The sequence below is a fragment of the Nonomuraea fuscirosea genome, assembly GCF_003001935.1.
GTDB classification, from domain to species: domain Bacteria; phylum Actinomycetota; class Actinomycetes; order Streptosporangiales; family Streptosporangiaceae; genus Nonomuraea; species Nonomuraea fuscirosea.
Genome location: NZ_PVNG01000009.1, coordinates 125,062 through 146,648 on the forward strand (window position 1 = coordinate 125,062; position 21,587 = coordinate 146,648).

Annotated in this window: 18 protein-coding genes; 10 read left to right on the plus strand and 8 right to left on the minus strand. The window is 71.4% G+C overall.

Features of this window, described 5'->3' with window-relative positions; all coding sequences use genetic code 11:
- Position 1 precedes the first annotated feature (1 nt).
- Together B0I32_RS21635 and B0I32_RS21640 are read left to right on the plus strand one after the other, a co-directional pair.
- Positions 2-1,156, plus strand: a complete 1,155-nt coding sequence (locus B0I32_RS21635; RefSeq protein WP_106242196.1) for an ROK family protein — start codon at positions 2-4, stop codon at positions 1,154-1,156.
- Between the two features lie 262 nt (positions 1,157-1,418).
- Complete coding sequence (locus B0I32_RS21640; RefSeq protein ID WP_106242199.1) at positions 1,419-2,690, plus strand: extracellular solute-binding protein; 1,272 nt, start codon at positions 1,419-1,421, stop codon at positions 2,688-2,690.
- 91 nt (positions 2,691-2,781) lie between these two features.
- Here the strand turns inward: B0I32_RS21640 and B0I32_RS58895 are convergent, their stop codons facing one another.
- The 3 genes from B0I32_RS58895 to B0I32_RS21655 all read right to left on the minus strand — a co-directional run bounded on the left by B0I32_RS58895 (position 2,782) and on the right by B0I32_RS21655 (position 6,125).
- The gene (locus B0I32_RS58895) at positions 2,782-3,477 is read right to left on the minus strand and encodes a CGNR zinc finger domain-containing protein (protein ID WP_146178260.1); all 696 of its coding nucleotides are present in this window, start codon (positions 3,475-3,477) and stop codon (positions 2,782-2,784) included.
- 64 nt (positions 3,478-3,541) lie between these two features.
- Entirely contained in the window at positions 3,542-4,759 is a 1,218-nt protein-coding gene (locus B0I32_RS21650) for an MFS transporter (RefSeq protein ID WP_106242201.1), read from the minus strand.
- 187 nt (positions 4,760-4,946) lie between these two features.
- Complete coding sequence (locus B0I32_RS21655; RefSeq protein WP_106242203.1) at positions 4,947-6,125, minus strand: SGNH/GDSL hydrolase family protein; 1,179 nt, start codon at positions 6,123-6,125, stop codon at positions 4,947-4,949.
- A gap of 295 nt (positions 6,126-6,420) precedes the next feature.
- Here B0I32_RS21655 and B0I32_RS21660 point away from each other — a divergent pair, with 295 nt between their 5' ends.
- The 6 genes from B0I32_RS21660 (at position 6,421) to B0I32_RS21685 (ending at position 14,323) form a co-directional block, all read left to right on the plus strand.
- Positions 6,421-7,230 carry a GntR family transcriptional regulator gene (locus B0I32_RS21660; protein WP_181307640.1) on the plus strand — a complete coding sequence of 270 codons (810 nt, stop codon included), beginning with the start codon at positions 6,421-6,423 and terminating at the stop codon, positions 7,228-7,230.
- Between the two features lie 117 nt (positions 7,231-7,347).
- Positions 7,348-8,382 carry an ABC transporter substrate-binding protein gene (locus B0I32_RS21665; protein WP_106242207.1) on the plus strand — a complete coding sequence of 345 codons (1,035 nt, stop codon included), beginning with the start codon at positions 7,348-7,350 and terminating at the stop codon, positions 8,380-8,382.
- Positions 8,382-10,058 carry an ABC transporter permease gene (locus B0I32_RS21670; RefSeq protein WP_106242209.1) on the plus strand — a complete coding sequence of 559 codons (1,677 nt, stop codon included), beginning with the start codon at positions 8,382-8,384 and terminating at the stop codon, positions 10,056-10,058. Before B0I32_RS21665 ends, B0I32_RS21670 begins: the two co-directional genes overlap by 1 nt.
- A 14-nt stretch (positions 10,059-10,072) precedes the next feature.
- Positions 10,073-11,212, plus strand: coding sequence for an ABC transporter ATP-binding protein (locus B0I32_RS21675; RefSeq protein WP_181307642.1), 1,140 nt, complete (start codon positions 10,073-10,075; stop codon positions 11,210-11,212).
- Between the two features lie 4 nt (positions 11,213-11,216).
- Positions 11,217-11,999: a phosphatase gene (locus B0I32_RS21680; protein ID WP_106242215.1), complete on the plus strand. Its 783-nt coding sequence runs from the start codon at positions 11,217-11,219 to the stop codon at positions 11,997-11,999.
- 11 nt (positions 12,000-12,010) lie between these two features.
- Complete coding sequence (locus B0I32_RS21685; RefSeq protein WP_146178261.1) at positions 12,011-14,323, plus strand: phosphodiester glycosidase family protein; 2,313 nt, start codon at positions 12,011-12,013, stop codon at positions 14,321-14,323.
- A gap of 9 nt (positions 14,324-14,332) precedes the next feature.
- On the opposite strand, the gene B0I32_RS58900 is transcribed toward B0I32_RS21685, so the two are convergent.
- Positions 14,333-15,214 (minus strand): helix-turn-helix transcriptional regulator, encoded by an 882-nt coding sequence (locus B0I32_RS58900; protein WP_245955949.1) that lies wholly within the window; start codon positions 15,212-15,214, stop codon positions 14,333-14,335.
- A gap of 102 nt (positions 15,215-15,316) precedes the next feature.
- On the opposite strand from B0I32_RS58900, the gene B0I32_RS21695 reads away from it, so the two are divergent.
- Together B0I32_RS21695 and B0I32_RS21700 are read left to right on the plus strand one after the other, a co-directional pair.
- A complete protein-coding gene (locus B0I32_RS21695) occupies positions 15,317-16,753 on the plus strand; it encodes an MFS transporter (protein ID WP_219911940.1) in 1,437 nt (478 codons plus the stop codon).
- Between the two features lie 17 nt (positions 16,754-16,770).
- Entirely contained in the window at positions 16,771-17,115 is a 345-nt protein-coding gene (locus B0I32_RS21700; RefSeq protein ID WP_106242220.1) for an EthD domain-containing protein, read from the plus strand.
- Positions 17,116-17,184: 69 nt separating this feature from the next.
- On the opposite strand, the gene B0I32_RS21705 is transcribed toward B0I32_RS21700, so the two are convergent.
- The 4 genes from B0I32_RS21705 to B0I32_RS21720 form a co-directional block, all read right to left on the minus strand.
- Entirely contained in the window at positions 17,185-18,450 is a 1,266-nt protein-coding gene (locus B0I32_RS21705; protein WP_106242223.1) for a serine hydrolase domain-containing protein, read from the minus strand.
- A 569-nt stretch (positions 18,451-19,019) separates the two neighbouring features.
- Positions 19,020-19,835 (minus strand): alpha/beta fold hydrolase, encoded by an 816-nt coding sequence (locus B0I32_RS21710; protein WP_106242225.1) that lies wholly within the window; start codon positions 19,833-19,835, stop codon positions 19,020-19,022.
- A 19-nt stretch (positions 19,836-19,854) separates the two neighbouring features.
- Positions 19,855-20,424: a DJ-1/PfpI family protein gene (locus B0I32_RS21715; RefSeq protein ID WP_106242228.1), complete on the minus strand. Its 570-nt coding sequence runs from the start codon at positions 20,422-20,424 to the stop codon at positions 19,855-19,857.
- Between the two features lie 87 nt (positions 20,425-20,511).
- Positions 20,512-21,255 (minus strand): GntR family transcriptional regulator, encoded by a 744-nt coding sequence (locus tag B0I32_RS21720; protein ID WP_106242231.1) that lies wholly within the window; start codon positions 21,253-21,255, stop codon positions 20,512-20,514.
- Between the last annotated feature and the right edge of the window lie 332 nt (positions 21,256-21,587).

Here is a 21,587-nt window from a genome sequence, read left to right on the forward strand (position 1 = left end):
CATGTTTCCCGAGGCTGACGCCGTAGCCCCCGCGGTCACGGCGGTCTTCACCACCGTGCTGACCGAGGGCCCCCTCAGCCGCGTCGCCCTCGCCCGCCGGCTCGGCCTGTCCTCGGCCGCCGTCACCAAGGCCGCGCGTCCGCTCATCGAGCTGGGCTACCTGGAGGAACTGGCCGCGACCGAGCGGACCGGGCCGGGCGCCGGGCGTCCGGCCAGCCCGCTGGCCATCCGGGCCGACCGCGAGTTCTTCGTCGGCGTGAAGATCACCGGTGACGAGCTGATCGGCGTGGTCTGCGACCTTCGCGCCGAGGTGCGCACCTCGGCCCACCGGCGGCTGTCGGCGCCCGACGTGGATCACGTCCTCACCGAGCTGGGCGAGCTCGTCGGCGAACTGCTCGACCGTCCCGGCGGCTACCGGGCCCGTACCCGCCGGCTCGGGCTGGCCGTCTCCGGCGACGTCGACCGCTCCACCGGTCTGGTGCGGTATTCGCCGTTCCTGCGCTGGCACGACCTGCCCCTGCGGGAACAGGCGGAGAAGATCACCGGCCTCACCGTCACCGTGGAGAACGACGTCAAGGCGCTGACCACCGCCGAGCACTGGTTCGGCGAGGGCGTCGGCGCCGAGTCGTTCGCCCTCGTGACCGTCGGCGCGGGCATAGGCTGCGGCCTGGTCGTCGGCGGACGCCTCGTCTCCGGCTCACACGGCGTGGCCGGCGAGATCGGTCATATCGGCATCGACGTGAACGGCCCGGCCTGCCACTGCGGGAGCCGCGGCTGCGTCGAGGCGATCGCCGGCGCCGACGCCATCGTCCGGCAGGCCCGGTCGGCCGCCGGCCGGCCGGAGCTCACCTTCGACGACGCGGTGGCGCTGGCCCGAGCCGGCGACGCCCCGGCCGGCGCCGTCTTCGCCCGGGCCGGCGACGCGATCGGCTCCGGCATCGCCGCGGTCGCGAACCTGGTCGGCCCGGCCCGGATCGTGGTCTCCGGCGAGGGCTTGGCGGCCTACGACCTGTTCGAGCCGCACATCAGGGCCGGCTTCCAGCGCCAGGCGTTCGGCGCCGCCGCCGACTGCCCGCTCTCCATCCGCCCCCTGCCGTTCGAGGAGTGGGCGCGCGGGGCGGCCACCGTCAGCATCCAGGCTCTCGTAGCCTCCTGACGTTCCCGGCCGCCTTCCGCCGGGGTCTCTCCCCGAGATCCTGAGCGCCGCGGTTCGACTGTGATCTTTGCTGACTTTCTCTGACAAGGTCAGTACAGTGGTCGCACCGATGCGCAGAGCAACCCCTCGACCGCCATCAGGAGCGCCCGGATGTGTGCGATCCGCCACCGGGCTGACGCCGGACCGTCGATCCGTGTCGCCGGGCGCAGTGCCGAAGACGTTTTTCCACCCCCCCAACTGAAGACCCGCAGGAGGTAGAGCCGTGAGCTCTGGCAAGAAGATCTGGTCGGCGGCCTTACTCGCCGCAGCCATGCTGACGGTCACCGCGGCCTGCGGCGGCGAGAGCGCCGGGGGCGAGATCAAACTGCGCTTCTCCTACTGGGGTGGCGACGCGCGCCAGAAGATGACCGAAGCGGCGATCGCGAAGTTCGAGGCGAAGAACCCGGGGATCGACGTCGAGGCCGAGGTCTCCGACTTCCCCAGCTACTACGAACGGCTGTCCACGCAGGTCGCGGGCAGGGACGCGCCCGACGTCATGACCCTGGAGATCCGTGGCCTGCGCGAATACGCCGAACGCGGCACGCTGGCCGAACTGGCCTCCAAGGTCGACACCGCCGACATCGACGGCAAGGTGCTGGCCACCGGCGTCGTCGACGGCAAGCAGTACGCCATCCCCTCCGGGGTCAACGCCTACTCCATGGTGATCAACCCGGCCCTGGTCGAGGGCGCCGAGGTCGCACTGCCCGACGACACCTCGTGGACCTGGAAGGACTTCGTCGAGCTGAGCTCCAAGGTCACCTCCGGCAGCGGCGGCAAGGTCACGGGTACACAGCTGAACTGGAACCCCGCGTACCTGCAGATCTACGCCGCGCAGAAGGGCGAGCGGTTCTACGACGGCAACAAGCTCGGCGTGTCCCCGCAGACGGTCAAGGACTGGATGGCCATCGCGCAGGACCTGATCAAGACGAAGGGCTCGCCCGCCGCCGCCAAGAGCTCCGAACTGTACGACGTCGGCATCGAACAGACGCTGATCGGCACCAACACCGGCGCGTCGATGATGATGTGGAGCAACGTGCTCGGCGCGGCCGCCAAGGCCTCGGGCCAGAACCTCGAACTGCGGCGGATGCCGAAGGCCGAGGGCGCCACGACCGGCGGCATGTTCCTGCAGCCGGCCATGCTCTACACCGCCTCCTCCGGCTCGAAGCACGCGGCCGAGGCCGCGAAGTTCATCGACTTCATGGTCAACGACAGCGAGGCCGGTCAGATCATCCTCAGTGACCGCGGCCTGCCGGCCAATGCCAAGGTGCTGGCGGCGGTCAGCGCCAAACTGCCGCCCGCGGACCTGAAGACGATGGAGTTCGTGAACGAGATCCGTGACGAGCTGACCGACCCGCCCGCCGCCCCGCCGAGGGGCTCCAGCGCGATGGAGGACGTCATCAGGCGCTACGGCGAAGAGGTCATCTTCGGCCGGATGACCCCCGACGAGGCCGCGCAGAAACTCATCACCGAGGCCAACGCCCTGCTCGCGGGCTGAGCGCCACACTCTCCGCGGCGACCGGATGCCGCCGTCGGCATGGTCGTGAACGCGGCGGGCCCCGGAGCACGCGCCCGGCGACGTACCGGACCTACGGGGTGTCGTCCCGGGCGGCGCGGCGGCGCTCGGTGAGCCGCCGGGCCTTCGCCGTGTTGCCGCAGTCGGCCATGCGGCACCAGCGGCGGGAGCCGTTACGGCTCTGGTCGAGGAACAGCCACCCGCAGCCGCCCTCGTGGGTGGGGCAGCGGCGTACCCGGGTCAGGTCGGCCGTGCGCAGGACGTCGAGTGCGGCCTCGGCGGCCCGGTCGGGTATCAGCATGGTGGGTATCGTGCCGTAGGTGAGCCGCACCCGCGGCGGGTCGCCTCTGTCGAGCACCAGTGCGGCTCTGGCGGCCGCCCCGGCCCATCGCTCGTGCAGTGCGACCAGCGCGGCCCCGGCCGCGACCGGGTCCCCCTCGGCCGGGCCGCTCGCGTCGCCATCGGGTCCGCCGCCGGCGGGCCGGATCGTGGCGAGCACCACGACGTGCAGCCCTTCCCGGATGTCCCGTACCGCGGCCAGCCCCGCCCGCGCCGACGCGGGATCGTCGCGCCACGCCCGGCCGGCCCGATCGTGCTCCGCGTCGCTGATCAGGCCCGCCCTGGCCGCCCAGCGCAGCAGCGCGGAGGCGTCGGACAGGGAGTCGTGGGGCGGCCCGCCGTCGAGCGGTGACCCTCGTTCGAGCGTGTTGACCAGATCGAGCGCGGGGTGCCCGCCGACCAGGGGAAGGTGTCCCACGTCGAGTGACATGCCGTCGAGGCTACCACTCAAACCGCGCAAGGGGGTTGCACGGTTCGATGCGTGGGGCATCGGGTCACCTGACCCGGGCGCTCTCGGGCAGGGGGTCGCCGGTCGTGGCCCGCGTGACCTTCCGACGGCTGGACACGGCCGGCTCGGCCAGCACGATGGCGAACGCCACCAGGCTGAGCAGCGCCCCGGCCAGTGCCGTGCTGCGCACGCCGGGACCGGGCAGGAGCACGCTGCCGAGGAACGCGCCCGCGGTGATTCCCACATTGAACGCCGTGGAGGTGGCGGCGCTCGCCATGACCGACTCACCCGGCGCGTACACGAGCACCCGCGCCCCCAGTACGGCGGTCAGGCCCGCGAGCGTGAAGCCGGACAAGGAGATCGCGATGACGGCCCCGGCCGGGGAGGCGCCGAACGCGTACTGCCCGGCGAGCGCCAGCGTCTGCAGGCCGACGAGCCCCGTCATGGTGATCCAGCCGTGGCGGTCGACGAGGTAGCCCACCACGACCACGCCGGCCAGGCCCGCGATGCCGCGTGCCAGCAGAAGCGGGCCGATCGACGACTCGGTGAAGCCGCTGACGTCACTCAGGAACGGGGTGATGTAGGTGAACGCCGCGAACGCGCCGGTGACCGCGACCGCCGTCGTGGCCACGATGGACAGGTACCGGCCGCGGTCGGGCGCGCTGCCCCGGTCGGCCGCGCCCTGACCGGGGGGCGTGTCGGGCAGGACGGCCGCGATCGTGGCGAGGACGAGCAGGGCCAGGCCGCTGAGCGCGAGGAACGAGACCCGCCAGTTGGTCTGCTGGCCGAGCCACGTGCCGGCCGGGATGCCGGTCAGCGCGGCGCTGGAGGCGCCGGCGTACAGGATGGACAGGGCCCGGCCGCGCACCTCGGCCCGGAAGAGGCCGGCGGCGGCCGGCGTCACGATGGCCCAGAACAGCGCCTGGCTCAGCGCGGTCACCATCCGGGCGCCCATGAGCAGCCAGTAGTCTCCCGCCAGGGCCGACAGGCAGGTCGCCACGACGAAGACGCCTAACAGGACGCACAGCACCCGACGCCGGGGCAGCCGGCGGGTCAGCCGTGCGAGCGGCAGGGACACCAGGACGATGATCAGGCCGTATCCGGTGACCAGGAGCCCGACCGCCGACGGGCTGGTGCCGAGATCCTGGGCGATCTGGGGGAGCAGGCCGATGGGCAGCGACTCGGTGGTCACGTAGATGAACACGGCCAGGGTCAGGGCGGTCAGCGCGACGATCGCCGACTTGCTTCCGAAACGTTCTTGCACGCGGTCTCCTCAGCTGAGTCACCATCGTCCGGCATGACGAAGGTAGCTTTCTCATGGCTAGCATGAGCGTAGACATGAATCTGCTACCGGTCAATGCGCGTTAGCCGGTACGATGGTGACCGTGCTGGAGTCCGCCGGAACGCCCTTCAGGTGGCTCGCATCCCGCTGGCCCGCGGACGCCTCCGCCTCAGCGGGCTCGTCTGGTCAGGAGCGGGCGCAGGGCCCTGTCGTACGCGTCGGCGTACGTCATCATCCCGAGGTCGCTCGGGTGCGAGCCGTCCACCAGCTCCTCCGGCCCGGGGAGCTGGTCGGCCGAGAGGTAGGACAGACCTCCCACGCCGGAGCGGCGCAGGTTGTCGTAGGCCGTGCGCAGGGCGGCCGCGTTCTGGGCGTTTCGGGTGCGGCGGAACTCGACGAACTGGCCGTCCCCGTACCTGCGGTCCTCGACCATCAGGATGGGCGTGTCGGGGCGGGCCGCGCGCAGGATGCGGACGAAGGGCTCGGCGCGCTCGGTGATCTGCTGCGGGTTCATGTTGGGGGAGCTGTCGACCACGTAGACGGACGCGTCGAGCTCGGTGAGCAGCTGGGCGATCTCGGGCTCCATCCGCGCGTTGCCGGAGAAGCCCAGGTTGACGGTGGGGAGGTCGAAGCGGCGGCCCAGGAGCGCGGTGATGGACATGCCGGGCCTGGACGCCACGCCGCCCTGCATGATCGAGCTGCCGTAGCAGACGACGGGCGGGGTGGTGCGCGGCACGGCGCCGAGGAACTTCGCGCCGGCCTGGACGCCGATCTCCAGCCGCTGCGGGCTGTTGTAGAGCGGCAGGTAGGCGGTGTAGAGGCGCTCGCCGGGGTCGACCGCGATGCCCATCTGCTCGTTGACGTTCTGCGAGGCCGGGTGTGTGTTGGCGAGCCAGGCGTCGTGGCCCGCCGGGGTGCGCGCGTACAGGTCCACGCCGCTGTGGCCGATGGCGGGCATGTGGTACATCGCGACGGTGGCCAGGCTGAGCCGGTAGCGGGCCCGGAAGATGGTCGAGTCGGTGACGAACCGGGTCAGCAGCCCCGAGGAGTTGCGGCTGCGCACCCAGACCTCGGGGGTCACGACGCCTTCCGCCCTGGCCGGGAGCCGGTCGTAGTACGCCGCCGTGTCGGACCAGCCCTTGCCCTCGACGCCCCAGCGCGAGACGTCGTACCAGGCGATGTCGCCCTCGATCGTGGGCGTCACCTCGACGAACTCCGTGGGCCACGCGGCGGGCCGCCGTGGGGCGGCGTGGGCCGGGGTGGGTGACAGGGCGGGGATCGCGAGGGCGGCTCCGCCCGCGCCCGCGAGCCCGAAGAGATGACGTCGATTGACCATGTGGTTGCCCATCGGTGCTCCCTTGTCGGAACGATGCTGCTCAGGGCTGAGGCCGGTCGGGGGAGGGCGCGGGTCGGAGGCAGGGTGGTCATGCGTCGGCCCTGATGCGACGATGATCGGACCCGGCCTGACGGTCGCGGCCAGCCGTGGAACGGAGGAGCGGCGGTGGCGTTTCGCGCCCCGCCCTGGTTCACCGGAAGGTCATGATTCTTCGGTGACTGTAAAAGTTGGTATACAAGTCGTCAATACCAATCCATGGCTGTGGCGTAAAATGCGGAGAAGTGCGGATGTCGCCATGGAGGCGCCGATGAGGGGCTCGGAGGGGGTCGACGTGAGCGAGGCGGACGCTCGTCGCGGGCGCAAGCACGACATGGTCCGCGAGCGGATCATGAGCCTGCTCGAAGACCTCAACGTGGGAGATCCGATCCCGCCCGAGCGAGTGCTCGAAGAGGACTGCGGCGTCTCCCGGCTCACGGTGCGGCGCGCCGTCGACGACCTGGTCAGGGACGGCCATCTCATCCGCAAGCAGGGCAGCGGCACCTACGTCGCGCGGCCCACGATCACCCAGTCTCCGACGGCGTCGTCGTTCTCGATGGGGCTGCGCCGGCGCGGCATCACGCCCTCGACCCGCGTCGTCGGCGTGGAGCGCTCCGACGCGGGCGTGCGCATGAGCTGGCGGCTGCAGATCGCGCCATCCGACACGATCGTGACGATCCGCCGGCTGCGGCTGGCCGACGGCGACCCGATCGCGCTGGCCACCACGTCGCTGCCCGACGCGCTGGTGCCCGGCCTGCCCGCCGGGGAGCTGGAGGAGAAGTCCCTCTACCGGTTGCTCTCCGACCGCTACGGCCTGAAGGTGGCGGCGGGCACGCAGACCATCGAGCCGACGGTGCTCAGCCAGGAGGAGTCGGCCGTGCTGGACGCGCCGCCGTACTCTCCCGCGTTCCTCTTCAGGACCGCGACCCGCACGTCGGACGGTGTGGCGATCGAGTTCACCCAGACGTTGTTCCGCGGCGACCGCTACATGATCACATCGGAGCTGGACCTCACGTCCACCCTGGAGGAGGACCTCGGACACCCCCGCGGAGTGACCCACGACGCGACGTCCCTGGGATGACGACCGGTCAATTGGTCTACAAGAGGTATTGACATCTCGCGTCCCAGATAACACCATCTCGTGCATCGTGACCTTGCGCCCCTTGCTGCGGGCGCATCGATCCGAAGGCGGTCACTCATGCACACGTCCCTGTTACGAGTCGCCGCAGGCGCGCTCTCTCTCGCACTCCTCATGCTCGGGTCGGCCTGCGGATCCGGCGGCGGCGACGACGCCGTGTCCGCGTCCGGCGGCACGGTGACCTGGTACACGCCGATGCCCGAGGAACCCGCCCGGCGGCTGGCCGAGGCGTACCAGGCCGAGACGGGCACCGAGGTCGAGGTGCTGCGGCAGAGCGCCGGCGAGCTCCTGGCGCGGCTGAAGGCCGAGGCCGGCCGCCCGGCGGCCGACGTGATCGGCCTGGCCAGCGGGGACGCGGGACCGCTCGCCAAGGAGAAGCTGATCCGGTCGTTCAAGCCCGCGGCCGAGGGCATCGACAAGCGGTTCGTCGACCCCGAGGGCTACTGGCACGCCAACGAGCTCATCCTGATGACCGTCGGCGTCAACGCCGACCGGTGGAAGGAGGAGACCGGCGGCGCCCCGCTCCCGACGACGTGGGACGAGCTGCTGCGCCCCGACCTGAAGGGCCAGCTCGTCATGCCGAACCCGACGCTGTCCGGCACCGGGTACACGTTCGTGGCGACGCAGATCTTCCGCCACGGCGACGAGGCGGGCGCCTGGAAGTTCCTCGACGAGTTCCACAAGCTGATCGGCCAGTACACCGACAGCGGGGGAGCGCCGTCGCAGCTGGTCGCCACCGGCGAGTACGCCGCCGGCGTCTCCTTCGCCCACGACCTGCTCAACGTGCGCGGGGCCGGCTTCCCCATCGAGCTCGTCTACCCCAAGCCCACCGGCGTCGTCATCTCCGGCAACGCGCTCGTCCAGGGATCGCCGAACGCCCAGGGCGGCGAGAAGTTCGTCCAGTGGCTCCAGGGCAGGAAGGCGTCCCAGATGATCGTCGACCTCGTCCACTCCTACCCCGTGCGGAGCGACGTGGACCTGCCCGACGGCGCGCAGGGTCTGGCCGAACTCGACCTGGTGGACTACGACCCGGTGCGCGCGGGCGAGATGCGCGACGCGGTGTCCAAGGAGTTCGCCAAGCGGTACGGGGTCTGATGGCCGTCCCCTCGGCGACTGCCGCATCACAGCAGCGGGCGGAGCCGGGCTGGCAGCGGCGCAGCCGCAGACGCCTGCTGGCCGACCGGATCACGGTGGGCACGCTCGTCGCCTACGTCGCCGGCCTGCTCCTGCTGCTCGTCCTCGTGCCCACGGCCGCCATGCTGTTCGAGCCCGACGGCGAGGCCTGGAGCAGGCTGGCCGAGCCGCGCGTGGCGACGGCCGCGAAGAACACCGCCGTCATCGGCGTGGCCTCGACGCTGAGCGCCACCGTGGTCGGCTTCCTGTTCGCCTACGCCCTCAGCCGGCCCGACATCAGGGGCCGGGCCGTGCTGCGGGTGATGGCCCTGCTCCCGCTGATCTCGCCGCCGTTCGTCGTCGGCCTGGCGGTGCTGCTGCTGTTCGGGCGGCGCGGCCTGATCACGCACGAACTGCTCGGCCTGGACATCAGCCTCCTCGGCCTCGGCGGGCTCTGGCTCGTCCAGACGCTCGCCTTCTTCCCCATGGCCACGCTCACCCTGCTGCCGACGCTGAAGAACATCGGCTCCACCCTGGAGTGGGCCGGCCGGGACCTCGGCTGGACCTGGTTCCAGACCTTCCGCCGGGTCACGCTGCCGCTGACGTTCCCCACGATTCTGAACGCGCTGCTGCTCGTCGGCATGTTCGTCATCACCGACTTCGGCAACCCCGTCCTCATCGGCGCCGGGTACCAGGTGCTCTCGGTCGAGGCGTACGTGCAGGCCGTGGGCCGGCAGGACTTCGGGATGGCGGCGGTGCTGTGCGTGCTGCTGTTCGTCCCGACGCTGATCCTCTTCCTGATCCAGCGCCGCGTCCTCGCGCGGCGCTCCGCCGTCACCGTCTCGGGGAAGACGGGCAGCCTGCCGCCCGCGCCGCTGCCCGCGGCCGTGCGGCGCGGGCTCCTCACCGTGCTCGGCCTGGTCAGCGTCCTGATGATCCTCATCTACGGGAGCATCCTGGCCGGCTCGTTCACCCGGGCGTGGGGCGCGGACTGGAGCCTGACGCTGGACCACTGGCGGACGGCACTCCTGCGCGGGGACGACATCCGCAACTCCGCGCTGTTCTCCGCCACGGCGGCGATCATCACGACGATCAGCACGCTGGTCGCCGCCTACGTCGTGCACCGCACCCGGGTCTTCGGCCGGGGCGTGCTGGACGGGCTCGCGGTGCTGCCGTCGGCGATCCCCGGGACGATGATCGGCATATCGTGGCTGCTCACCTTCAACCAGCCCCCCATCGCCCTGACCGGCACCGCGCTGATCCTGGTGCTGGTCATGGTCGTGCGGGCCATCCCGGTCGGCTACCGCACCGCGGTGACCACCATCAGCCAGATCAGCCCGTCGATCGACGAGGCCGCCACCGACCTCGGCGCCTCGCGCGCCCGGGTCATCGTCCAGATCATGTTCCCCCTGCTGGGCGGCGCGTTCACCACGTCGCTCGTGTTCGGGTTCCTGCACGCGATCAACACGCTGAGCGCCGTCATCTTCCTCACCTCGCCGGGCATCGGCCTGGGCGCGCCCACCATCGTCAACCTCGCCGAGTTCGGCCAGTGGGGCGCCGCGACCGGCGTCGCGGCCGGCCTGATGGTGGTCAGCTTCGCCGGGCTCGCCGTCGCGAAGCTCGCCCTCGGCTCCCGGCTGCGGCTCTACGACCTGTGACACCTGGAGATCTCGTGATCGAACTGAAGTCGTTGTGCAAGTCGTTCGACGGGGTGCCGGCCGTGCGCGACCTCGACCTCGCCGTCGGCCGCGGCGAGTTCCTCTGCCTCCTCGGCTCCAGCGGGTGCGGCAAGAGCACCACGTTGCGGATGATCGCCGGATTCATCCGGCCCGACAGCGGGAGCGTGCTCATCGACGGCGTGGACGTGTCAGGGTACGGCCCAGACGCGCGGCCGACGTCCATGGTGTTCCAGGACTACGCGATCTTCCCGCACCTCACCGTCGCGGAGAACATCGAGTTCGGGCTGAAGGCGCAGAAACTCGCCAAGGACGAGCGGGCCCGCCGTACCGGTGAGGCGCTCGACCTGGTCGGCCTCACGGGACTCGGCGGCCGGCGGCCGAACGAGCTCTCGGGCGGGCAGCAGCAGCGCGTCGCCGTCGCCCGGTCGCTGGCCATCCGGCCGTCGGTGTTGCTCATGGACGAGCCGCTGTCCAACCTCGACGCGAAGACCCGCATCCAGCTGCGCACCCAGCTGCGCGAGATCCAGCGCGACACCGGGACGACGATCGTCTACGTCACCCACGACCAGGAGGAGGCGCTGGCCCTGGGCGACCGGATCGCCGTCATGAAGGACGGCTCGCTCGAACAGCTCGGCAGCGGGCACGAGATCTACCTGGCCCCCTCCAACGGGTACGTCGCCGACTTCGTCGGCATCACGAACTGGCTGGCGGGGGAGTACGCAGGCAGGTCGGACTCGGACGAGTCGTGGCAGGTGAACGTCGCCGGAGCGGTGCTCCGCGCGACGCCCGCGAGCCCGTCGTCCTCCGTCTCTCCCGGCTCGCCCGTCGATGTGTCCGTACGCCCTGAGGACGTGACGCTCATCGAAGAGGAGGCCCCCGGCGCGGGGGTGCTGCGCGGCGTCGTCCGCGACGTGCAGTTCCTCGGCCCGGTCGTCCGCACCTACGTCGAGGCCGGCGGCTCGATCGTGATCGTGCACACGGCCCAGAGCGGCTGGTCGCCGGGAGCGAACGTCCGGCTGAGCATCGGCGAGGGCGCGGCGCGGGCGTTCCCCAGGAGCGAGGGCGCGTGGCGCCCGCCGGAGGCCGCCGCCCGGTCCGCGGCCCGGCCCGTCGTCGCGGCCGCGGCGAGCTGACGGCATGGGCATCGCACACGAAGAGGCGGACCTGCGCGACCTGCTCGTCGGGCGGCGCCTGTCCGGCGGCATCAGGACCGTCCGGCGGCAGTCGCTGGCGTACGCGTACAAGATGCTCAAAGGAGACCCCGACCACACCTTCGGCCTGGACGACTGGCGGACCGCGTCCATCGACGAGGTCGTGGCCGCCGTCGCGGCCGGCATCGGCGACCGCATCACGGACGGCGACCCCGAGCTCGGGTACATCGCGCCCGAGCACACGCTGGCCGGCATCAGGGCGCACGCCGACGCCCTCGCCCCCTTCCTGCGGGACGGCGGCGGCACGGTGCTGCTGGCGACCGGGCACCCGACCGGGCTGCTCGACCACTACGCCGACCTGGCGCGGGCGCTGCGGAACGCGGGCAACAGGATCGTCCGCGTCCTCGACGACCACCGGCTCGACCACGCCGTCGGGGCCCACGCCGCCGGCGAGACGGGGATCCGGTTCTTCGGCGGGGTCGCGTGCGCCTTCCACGACGAGGCGATCCTGCACACCCACCGGCCCGACCACATGGAGGCCATGATCGCCGCCGGCGGGCGGATCGATCTCGTCATCGCCGACCACGGCATGGCGGGCGCGGCGATCGCGGCCGGCCTGCCCACGCTGTCGATCGCCGACGCCAACGACATCGCCCTGTTCCTGGCCCGCGCCAGGGGACGGCACGAGCACGTCCTGCCGATCGAGGACAACTTCACGCCCGCCGAGTTCGCGCCGGTGACCGCGTACCTGCTCCGGCGCGCTGTTTGAGGAGGATGGTCATGTCCCGTCACGGTTTGCTGGGCCGGAGTCTTTTAGCCACGGCTCTCGCCCTGGTCCTCACCGGGCCGGCGTACGCGGAGACGTCCGCGCCCGCCGCCGCGGTCGTCCTCGACGGCCGCACCGAGACCTACCGCGAGACCCAGCCGGTCGCTCCCGGCGTCGAGCTGAACACGGTGGAGCTGTACGGGCCCGACGGCGCCACCGGGGAGCCCGGCTGGCTGCAGACGTACCAGATGTCCGTCGACCTCAAGGCCGGCGTCCGGATCGGGCGGCTGTTCCCCGGCCAGGTCGCCGCGCGGCGGCCGCTGCTCGACATGGCGCGCGAAGCGGGCGCCGTCGCCGCGACGAACGCCGACTACTTCGACATCGCCGCCTCCGGCGCGCCGTGGGGCGTGGCCGTCCAGGACGGCGAGCTGCTGCAGTCGCCGCTGCCCAACACCAAGGCGACCCAGACGGACCGGACCGCGGTGATGTTCTCCGAGGACCAGGTGGGCGCCATCGGCGAGATCGTCTTCGAGGGCACCGTCAAGCTGCCCGGCCGGACCGTCCCGCTGGACGCGCTCAACAAGGCCGAGCTGCTGAAGGACCAGATCGGCATGTTCACCCCGGTCTGGGGCACCTACTGCCGCTGCCATCCGGTCAGGGGCGTCGCGCGGACCATCGAGGTGGTCGTGCGCGACGGCGTCGTGGCCGAGGTGGTGGACGTTCCCCGCGAGGGCGCGCTCGCCGAAGGCGCGTTCGTGCTGGTGGGACGGGAGGCCGGCGCCGACGCGCTGTCCTCGCTGCGGGTCGGCGACCCCGTCTCGGTGGACTATGCCGTCCGCGCCCCCGGCGACATGAAGGTCAAGGCGGCCATGAGCGGACGCCAGCTCATCGTCGCGGACGGCGAGCCGCTCGACCTTCCGCCCGAGAACAACACGCCGGAGCCCAGGACCGCCGTCGGATTCTCCGCCGACGGGAGCAAGATGTGGCTGGTCGCGGTGGACGGCCGGCAGCCCGAGTTCTCCCGCGGTCTCGGGCTGGACGAGCTGGGCGAGATGATGGTGAAGCTGGGCGCGCACACCGCGCTCAACCTCGACGGCGGCGGCTCGACCACGCTCGTCGTACGCGAACCGGGACAGAAGCAGGTGGACCTCGTCAACCGGCCGTCCGACGCGGCGGGCACCCGTCCCGTGCCGACCGGGCTGGCCATGTTCCTGCCCGAGGGCAGCGGCAGGGCCAAGGGCTTCTGGGTGAGCACGGCGACGGAACGCGACCGGTTCCCCGGGCCCGCGGCCGCCGCGTCGTGGCGTACCGAGCGGGTCTTCCCCGGGCTGACCCGCCGGCTGACGGCGGCCGCGTACGACGAGACGTACGGTCCCGCCGAGCTGCCCCGCACGATCAAGCCGCAGTGGCGGGTGGAGAACAGCCGGATCGGCGGGGTCGACCGCGACGGCGTCTTCCGCGCGCTGTCGTCCGGCGAGACGAGCGTGACGGCCAGGCACGGCAAGGCCGCCGGCGACATCGGCCTCACCGTGCTGGGCCGGCTGGCCCGCCTGGAGACCGGCCCCCGCCGTGTCAACCTGTTGACCAAGGGCGCCCAGGGCACCTTCGAGGTCAACGGCGCGGACACCGCCGGGTACGCCGCCCCCATCGACCCCGCCGACGTCCACCTCACCTACGACAAGGCCGCGCTGGACGTGACCCCGACCGGCACCGGCGCGTTCACCGTCACCGCGCGGGCCGCCGAGGGCGAGCACGTCGTCACGGTGTCCGCCGGCGGCGTCCGGACCGAGCTGGTCGTCGGCATCGGGACGTCCCAGGACGTCGTGGACACCTTCGACGACACCTCGAACTGGGACTTCTGGAGCCTGCGCGCCACTGGCTCCGCCTCCTCCACCCCTGACGGCCATGCCGGGAACGGGCTGAAGCTGGACTACGACTTCACCCAGAGCACCCAGACGCGCGGCGTCGGCATCTGGCCGTCCGCCGGCCTCCTGCCGGTGGCCGGGCAGCCGGCGGCGTTCAAGCTGTGGGTGAAGTCCGAAGGCCACGACCAGCGGACCCGCCTGGAGGTCGTCGACCGCGACGGCACTCTGCACACGATCGAACCCGCCTTCATCACCGAACCGGGGTGGCAGCAGATCACGTACGACGTGCCGGACGGCATGGCGTACCCGGTGAGCCTGCGCCGCGTCTTCTTCAACGAGATCAACCCCGACGCCCGCTACACCGGCACCCTGATCCTGGACGAACTGACCGCCGTGGCCGCCGGCCCAGCGGGCCGGCCGCCGGCTGCGCTGAAGGCGTCCGCGGCGCCTGGGCTGTCGTGAGCGATCTCGTCAGGTCGCCGCACGCAGCCGCCGTACCTTCGCGGGACCGTCGATGACGCCGCGGCCGATCCGGCTCGCGAGCTCTTCGAGCCGTTCCCCGGTCGTCCGATCCTCCGGCTGGTAGACGACGATTCGGGTGCGGGGGTTCGCCTGGAGCTGCATCGTGATGGTGCGCAGGGACAGCGTGCCGACGTGCAGCGACCGGATCCCCTTCACCCGGTCGGGATCGCCCGACACGTCCGCCTGGTCCCACAGGCGGACGAACAGCGGTGACTCCTCGCGGAGCCGGCCGAGCAGCGGTCCCCAGGCGGGATCGGTGACCGACTCGCCGTAGTACGCGCGCAGCCTGGCCACGATGCCCGCGCACTCCTGCTCGTGGTCGGAGTGCCCGGCGATCCAGTCGGGGTGGGTGAAGTGCAGGTAGGCGCAGTTGCGATCGGCCGCCGGCAGCGCCTCCACGTCGTCGATCATGAACCGGAACGGCGCGTTGTAGGCCAGGGGCTCGAACCACGGGTTCATCGCCACGGCCGGATGCGGGGAGAGGCTGTCCAGCAGTCCCTGCAACTGGCCGCCGACCTCCTCGAAGCCCGAAGGTTCTGTCACGTCCGCGTGCCCGCCGAGGAGCAGCAGGTGACGGCGTTCGCCGGGGGAGAGCCGCAACGCGTCCGCGATCGCCGTCAGCACCTCGACGCTCGGTTGTACGTCACGTCCCTGTTCGAGCCACGTGTACCAGGTCGACCCGACGTTCGCGAGGACCGCGACCTCCTCCCGGCGCAGCCCCTTGACCCGGCGCCGGCCGCCGCCACCGGGCAGGCCCACGTCGGCGGGCGCGAGCCGGTCACGCCGGGCGCGCAGGTAGGCGCCGAGCTCACGAGAACGTATGTCCGCCATGGCAACGAGCATGCCACGGCGGGGCCGGGCCAGGGTGGTGCTCCGACCACCAGCATCACGGCACTCTGGAGGGCCGCCCGCCAGGGGCGCAGGGTGGGTGCCATGCAACGGACATGGCCGGTTCTCGTGGCGGCATTCGGAGCGACGTACACGTTCAGCGTCGGCAACGTGACCGCCCCACGTCTCGGACCGGATCTGGGCGCCGATCGTGGCGAGGTCGCGCTCGTGCTCGCCGCCTTCGCGGTCACGTTCGCGGCCGGGCTGATCCCCGCGGGACGCCTCGGCGACCGGTACGGACGCCGGCGGCTGCTGGCCCTCGGGCTTCTCGCGGTCGCGCTGACCTCGGCGCTGGCCGCGGCGGCTCCCGGACTCTGGTGGCTGGTCGCCGCGCGGGTCCTGCAAGGTGCGGCCTCGGCGATGGTGATGCCACAGACGCTGGCGATCATTCGGACGTCGGCCGGCCGGGCCGCCCAGGTGCGCGGGGTCGCGGCGTTCACCGCGAGTTCCGGGGTCGGCACCGTGGCGGGGCAGGTCGCCGGTGGCCTCGTGATGGGGCTGAGCCTGCCGTGGGCGGGATGGCGAGGGGCGGTCCTGACCTCCGCGATCCCCGCCGTGGTGGCGTTGCCGGGCGTGCGCCGGCTCCGGGTCGCCCCGCCGAACAGCACAGAACGGCCCGACCTCGGCGGCGCGCTCCGGGCGGCGATCCCGCTCCTGGCCCTGGTCGCCGGACTGTCACTCGGCCCGGCGACAGGCTGGCCCTGGTGGACACTCGCGCTGGTGGCGTTCGGGTTGCTGGGGTTGTACGGCTTCTGGCTCAACCAGAGACGGCGCGAGCCGGCGGGCCGTTCGGTTCTCGTCGCCCCCTCCAGCCTGCGGCCCCCCGCGCTGCGGATCGGGCTGCTGATGACCGTGCTGCTCTTCGCCGGGTACGGCGCCTTCAGCTACGAGTACTCGATGTTCACCCAGGTGGGTCTCGGGTTGACGCCGGTCGCGTCCGGGCTCGGGCTGGCCGCGTTCGCGGGGGCCTTCGTCCTCGCGGGACTTCGCATGCCGCGCATCACCGCGCGGTTCGGCGACCGCACGATGGAGGTGGCCGCCGCCCTGCTGGCCGCCGGTCTGGTCGTGCTCGGCCTGGCCTCGTGGTTCAACCAGGGCGAGGGCGCGGCGGTCTGGATCGGCTGCTTCCAGGTGATCGGCATGCTCCTCGGCGCGGCGCAGGCGAGCCAGTACGGCCCTCTCGTCGCGACGGTCATGGCAGCGGTGCCCCATCGAGTCGCGGGCCTGGCCGGAGGCCTGTTCACCACCGCGCAACAGGCCGCGCTCGCGCTCGGCATCGCCACGATCGGCGGCATCCCCGGGACGCTCGCCCCGTCGCTCGGCTGGGAGCGCGCCTTCGCGGCGGGGCTGGGCGTCCAGGTGGTCACGACCGTGCTGTTCTGGGCCCTCGCCCGGCGGCTGCGCGGCTCCGGCACCCGCCATGCCCCGGACGGAAACGACCCTTCGACCACGTCACTTTCCTTGTCAGAAAACAACCAGTAGAGGATGGGAATTCACTCATGATCAAGATGATCATCACGCTGAAGCGCCGCGAAGGCATGACGCACGACGAGTTCAAGCACTACCAGCAGAACATCCACCGACCGCTGCTCATGTCGATCCCGGAGTCGGAGCAGTACATCCGCCGGTTCGTCGTGTCGTACCCCGTGCCGGCGCCCCGGTACCCGGCATCGGAGTACGACTCGGTGGTCGAGGCCTGGTTCGACGACATGGCCGGCCTCGAAGCCCTGTTCTTCAGCGAGAACTTCCTGAAGATCGTCGACCCCGACCACGAGAACTTCATCGACCTGGCGACGTTCGGGCGCATCATCTGCGAGGAGGACGTCGTCATCGATCGCGGCTAGCGCCGTAACCGCCCGAACCCTGGACCTCGGTGGCCGCTGTCACGCATGAACGACATGTACCGGCGCCCGCTACGGTGTGGTGCCGTGCAGTTCCCGGACGAGGGAGCCCGGCACCGGCGTGCCGAGCATGTGGCAGACGGCCACCTTCTGGGCGGCGAACTCCGCGTTGGTCCAGCGGGTGATCCCGTCGTTGGGCGCGAGGTCGCCGGCCTTGCCGGTGCTGTCGCTGATGGCGGTCCGGCGGCCGTCGTCGGAGACCGCGGTCGTGCTGTGGTGGCCCTGGGTGTCGCCGCCGTGGCCCCATGCCGTCCCGCAGGGCGTATCGAACTTGATCAGTCCGAGGCCGTAGCGGCCCTTGATGGGGAACTCGGGCGGCAGGGCGACGGTGGTCTTCATCTGGCGGAGCTGGGCTCGGGAGAACAGTTCGGCTTTGAGCAGGGCGGAGTAGAAGCGTGACAGGTCGCCGGCGGTGGAGATGACCGCCCCGGCGGCGCCGGCCCAGCCACCGATGTTCGCCCCGGTGTGATCGGTGTACTTCGGGGTGCCGCCGGCGAAGATGATGGCGTATCCGTGCGCGTATCCCGGGCCGGTGTCGGTGGCCCGGGGGTTGGCGTAGTAGGTGTGCTTGAGGCCGAGCGGGCGGGCGATGCGCCGGCGTACGAGGTCGGCGAGACTCGAGCGGGTCAGCTTCTGCGCGATCATTCCGAGCAGGGTGTAGTTCGTGTTCGAGTACGACCAGCCCTTGCCGGGGGCGAAGGTCGGCGGGTGGGCGAAGGCGGCGTCGAGCAGCTCTCGCTCGGTCCAGTCGTGGTGCGGGTCGTTCTGCATGAGAGCCAGCACCTTGGGGTCGCCGGTGTAGTTGAACAGGCCGCTCGTGTGGTTGAGCAGCATGCGCACGGTGATGTTGTCGCCGTTGGGGACGACGCCGGGCAGGTACGTCGAAACGGGTGCGTCGAGTGCGACGGCCTTCTCGTCGACCAGTTGCAGGATCAGTGTCGCGGTGAAGGTCTTGGTGTTGCTGCCGATCTCGAACTGGTCGTCCGCGCGCAGCGCCCGGCCCGTGGCCATGTCGGCGACTCCGGCGACGGTCTTGGAAACGCGCCGGCCGTCGTTGATCCGTGCCAGGTAACCAGGGTTGCCGATGGCCAGCATCTGCTGTGCGACGTCCCGCATGGAGCCACCGGCCGGTGGGGCCGGGTGGGGAGAGGCGGCAGCGGGAGCGGCGACGGCGACGACCGAACCGGCCAGTATCGCCGCCGCGGTCATGGCGACACCCGCGGTGCGCCGGATGGTGTGGTGCCTCGTCGTCGAGGCGGTGGGGGAGGTGGGGTTCATGGTCTGGTCTCCTTGGTCGACGGCGCGAGGTTCGGGACCGCCCCACCGCTGGTGGTGGGGATGGGTGAGGACAGATCCCTCCCAAGAAGCGCCGCGGCTGTCGCGTCTGTTCTATTAGATGTATATCAGATAGAACCTCTAGCGTGTAGCCGCCACGAACTGACCCACCGAACGCAGCGGGCCCGCCGTTACTCGGCGGGCCCGCGTCATCGCCCTCGACGCCGTGCGGTCGCGGCATCGCGGCGATCATTTATCTGCTGATGGAAGGCCGGATCAAGCGCCGCGAACCACTCGGACGCTCGGACGGGGTGATCGCGGTGGAGGAAGCGGCCCGCCCAGCCGTGGGCACAGGGCCACCGCGAGATCGCCTTCCTGGCCGGCCCGCAGGACATCGGCCCCCGTGGGGCGCAGACGAGATCGATGGCGGCCCTGGTCAGGAGACGCAGTCGCGGCTGCGAGGAGGGCTGAACGGTCCGCCGGGACGGCTCAGGACCGTCATGGGCCTCAGGGCTGGTCGCCGGTGGGGGCCGCGCGCAGGATGGCGTCGGGCCTGGCGACTGCCGCCAACCTCACCGTTCCCGGCTGAGGAAGCACGACAGGAGTCGCCTGAAGTCGTGCGGGTGCTCGAGCGACGGCACGTGCCCGCATCGGCCGAGGACGTGCAGGCGGACGTCGGCCAGGTGTTCGAGCAGGGGCAGGGCTGCCGTCCCGAGCGGGGTGACGCGGTCGTCGGCGCCGTGGACGAGCAGCACGGGCGCGCGGATTCCTGCCAGCGTCTGCGCCGAGAGGGTGAGGTCGTCGGCCCAGCGTGCCCTGGGCGGGGGGAACAGCGACGCGTATGCGGCCGCCCCCGCGCGCATCGCGGCCGTACGGGCGGCGACGGCGGACTCGGTCACGAGCGCCTGGTCGAGGACGAGGCGGCTCAGCATGTCTCGTGCCCCGAGCGGGCCGGGGGCGGCGGCCCAGATCGCGTCGAGGTCGGCGGAGAGCGGCGCCCCGGGGGCGCCCATCGTCGAGACCGCCACGACCCGGGTGACCTGCTGGGGACGCGCGGCCGCCAGCGCCAGCGCCACGGCGCCGCCCATGGAGTGGCCCACCACGGCGTAGCGCTCGGCACCGAGAGCATCCATCAGGCCCGCGGCCTGCTCCGTCCACAGCCCGAGCCCGCCCCTGGAACCCGCCGGGATCGGGGTACGGCCGAACCCCGCCTGGTCAGGAGCCACCAGGTGCCAGGACGTGCCCAGCGCCTGGGCCGTCGTCGCCCAGGCGCCGGATCCGGTCGTACCGGGTCCGGAGCCGTGCAGCATCAGCACCGCGGGCCCGGTGCCGCTCTCCAGGACGTGGACGGGGGAGCCGCCGACGGTGACGGTCCGAAGTGCCGTCACCGGGACAGGCCGGGCGTGCTCATGCCGATGCGGAGTTGACGGACTTCGAGAAGACCTCCATCATCGCCCTGCCGAACTGCGGCATGTCGGGCCACCCCCGGCAGGAGACGAGGTTGCCGTCCACGACGTCGGGAGCGTCGATGACCGTCGCGCCCGCGTTCTCCATGTCACCGGTGATGGGCGGGAAGCACGCCGTCTTCCGCCCTTTCAGCAGCCCGTACACGGCCGGCACCTGCGCGCCGTGGCACACCAGCGCGATCGGGAGGTTGCGCGCGAAGAAGTGCTCGGTGATGCGCCTGACGTCGGCGTCGACCCGGATCCACTCGGGAGCGCGTCCTCCGGGGATGATGAGGGCGTCATAGCGCTCGACGTCGACCTCGGCCCAGGGCACGTCCACCGGCAGCTTTCGGCCGTTCTTCTCCACGTAGGCATCGGAGTTGGGGTCGAACTCGTGGATGACCAGCTGAACGTCACGCATCGTCCGTGACGAGACGTCGACGTCCCAGCCGCCCTCCTGCACGCGATAGTAGGGATACATGGTGTCGAGCTCCTCGGCGGCGTCGCCGGTCAGGAGCAGTGCTCTGGGCACCTGCTTCTCCTCGCATCTGGAGCGGGTGAGGCGGATCCGATCCGATCCGATCGGATTGAGCTAGCATTTCTCGACCCGGCCCGCCCGTCAAGCCTCCGCCGCCATTCCGCCCGCGCTCTCGGCCTCGTCGAACAAGCGCCGGAACCGCTCGCCGGACAGCAGGATGTGCCGGCGCATGGCGTAGGCGGCGGCGTCGGGGTCGCGCGCGGCGATCGCGGCCAGGACCTCCTCGTGCTCGGCCATGGCCAGGTGGGTGACCTGGGCGTCGCGGTGCAGCCGGAACAGGTGCACGTGCGTGTGCAGGCGGGCGAGCGCTTCGCGGATGACCTGGTTCTCCGCGCTCAGGGCGACGAGATCGTGGAAAGCGGCGTCGCGCAGCCCGAAGGCGCCGTAGGCCATGGGTCCCTTGCCCCCCTCCAGCTCCACCATGTCCTCCAGCATGCGCCGCATGCCGGCCACCTGCTCCGAGGACGCGCGCTCGGCGGACCTGCGCGCCGCCGCCGGTTCGAGGAGCAGGCGGACCTCCAGCATGTCCTCGAATCGGTGCCGGGTGATCTGGGGGGGAATGTGATAGCCGGCATGGGGCACCCGCACGACCAGGCCCTCGGCCTCCATGCGGTTCAGAGCGTCTCGGATCGGCGTCTGCGAGACCCCCAGCTCCCGCGCCAGGACATCGATCGTGACGCGGGAGCCGGGCTCGATCCGGAGCGACATCATCTGTCCGAGCAGCGTGTCGTACACCTCGTCGGCGAGCCGGCCGCGAGATCTCGGCGGCGGCGTTCCGTCCGTCATGGCCTCACGGCGCCGCGCGATCACCGCTTCGTCGTCCATCGTCACGTGAGGTCCTTTCCTGCGTCTCCGGGAACCTGTTGACATCGGTCGCCATACTGCGGGATGTTGACGCTCCCCACCGGATCGTATAGGAAAGGTGGCGGATGCCAGCCATCCTCACCTATCGGGGAACCGTCCGCCATCGCTCCGCTTCGATCAGTTGGAGCTTCCATGAGCATGCTCGACGTCCTGCTCGGTTCGCCACCGGACCGTACAAGGACCGAATTCCCGACTGCTTGAAGCCCCACCACGTCGCGGCGCATGCGTGACTCCGGTCCGCGGGTCAGCCCCGCGCCGGCCGGTGACACGCCTGAACAAGCCGGCAACCGCTC

Coding starts and splice junctions, on each gene's coding strand:
- B0I32_RS21635 (WP_106242196.1), top strand. CDS start 2: ATGTTTCCCGAGGCTGACGCCGTAGCCCCCGCGGTCACGGCGGTCTTC.
- B0I32_RS58895 (WP_146178260.1), bottom strand. CDS start 3,477: ATGTCACTCGACGTGGGACACCTTCCCCTGGTCGGCGGGCACCCCGCG.
- B0I32_RS21655 (WP_106242203.1), bottom strand. CDS start 6,125: ATGGGCAACCACATGGTCAATCGACGTCATCTCTTCGGGCTCGCGGGC.
- B0I32_RS21660 (WP_181307640.1), top strand. CDS start 6,421: ATGAGGGGCTCGGAGGGGGTCGACGTGAGCGAGGCGGACGCTCGTCGC.
- B0I32_RS21665 (WP_106242207.1), top strand. CDS start 7,348: ATGCACACGTCCCTGTTACGAGTCGCCGCAGGCGCGCTCTCTCTCGCA.
- B0I32_RS21670 (WP_106242209.1), top strand. CDS start 8,382: ATGGCCGTCCCCTCGGCGACTGCCGCATCACAGCAGCGGGCGGAGCCG.
- B0I32_RS21680 (WP_106242215.1), top strand. CDS start 11,217: ATGGGCATCGCACACGAAGAGGCGGACCTGCGCGACCTGCTCGTCGGG.
- B0I32_RS21685 (WP_146178261.1), top strand. CDS start 12,011: ATGTCCCGTCACGGTTTGCTGGGCCGGAGTCTTTTAGCCACGGCTCTC.
- B0I32_RS58900 (WP_245955949.1), bottom strand. CDS start 15,214: ATGGCGGACATACGTTCTCGTGAGCTCGGCGCCTACCTGCGCGCCCGG.
- B0I32_RS21695 (WP_219911940.1), top strand. CDS start 15,317: ATGCAACGGACATGGCCGGTTCTCGTGGCGGCATTCGGAGCGACGTAC.
- B0I32_RS21700 (WP_106242220.1), top strand. CDS start 16,771: ATGATCAAGATGATCATCACGCTGAAGCGCCGCGAAGGCATGACGCAC.
- B0I32_RS21705 (WP_106242223.1), bottom strand. CDS start 18,450: ATGAACCCCACCTCCCCCACCGCCTCGACGACGAGGCACCACACCATC.
- B0I32_RS21720 (WP_106242231.1), bottom strand. CDS start 21,255: ATGGACGACGAAGCGGTGATCGCGCGGCGCCGTGAGGCCATGACGGAC.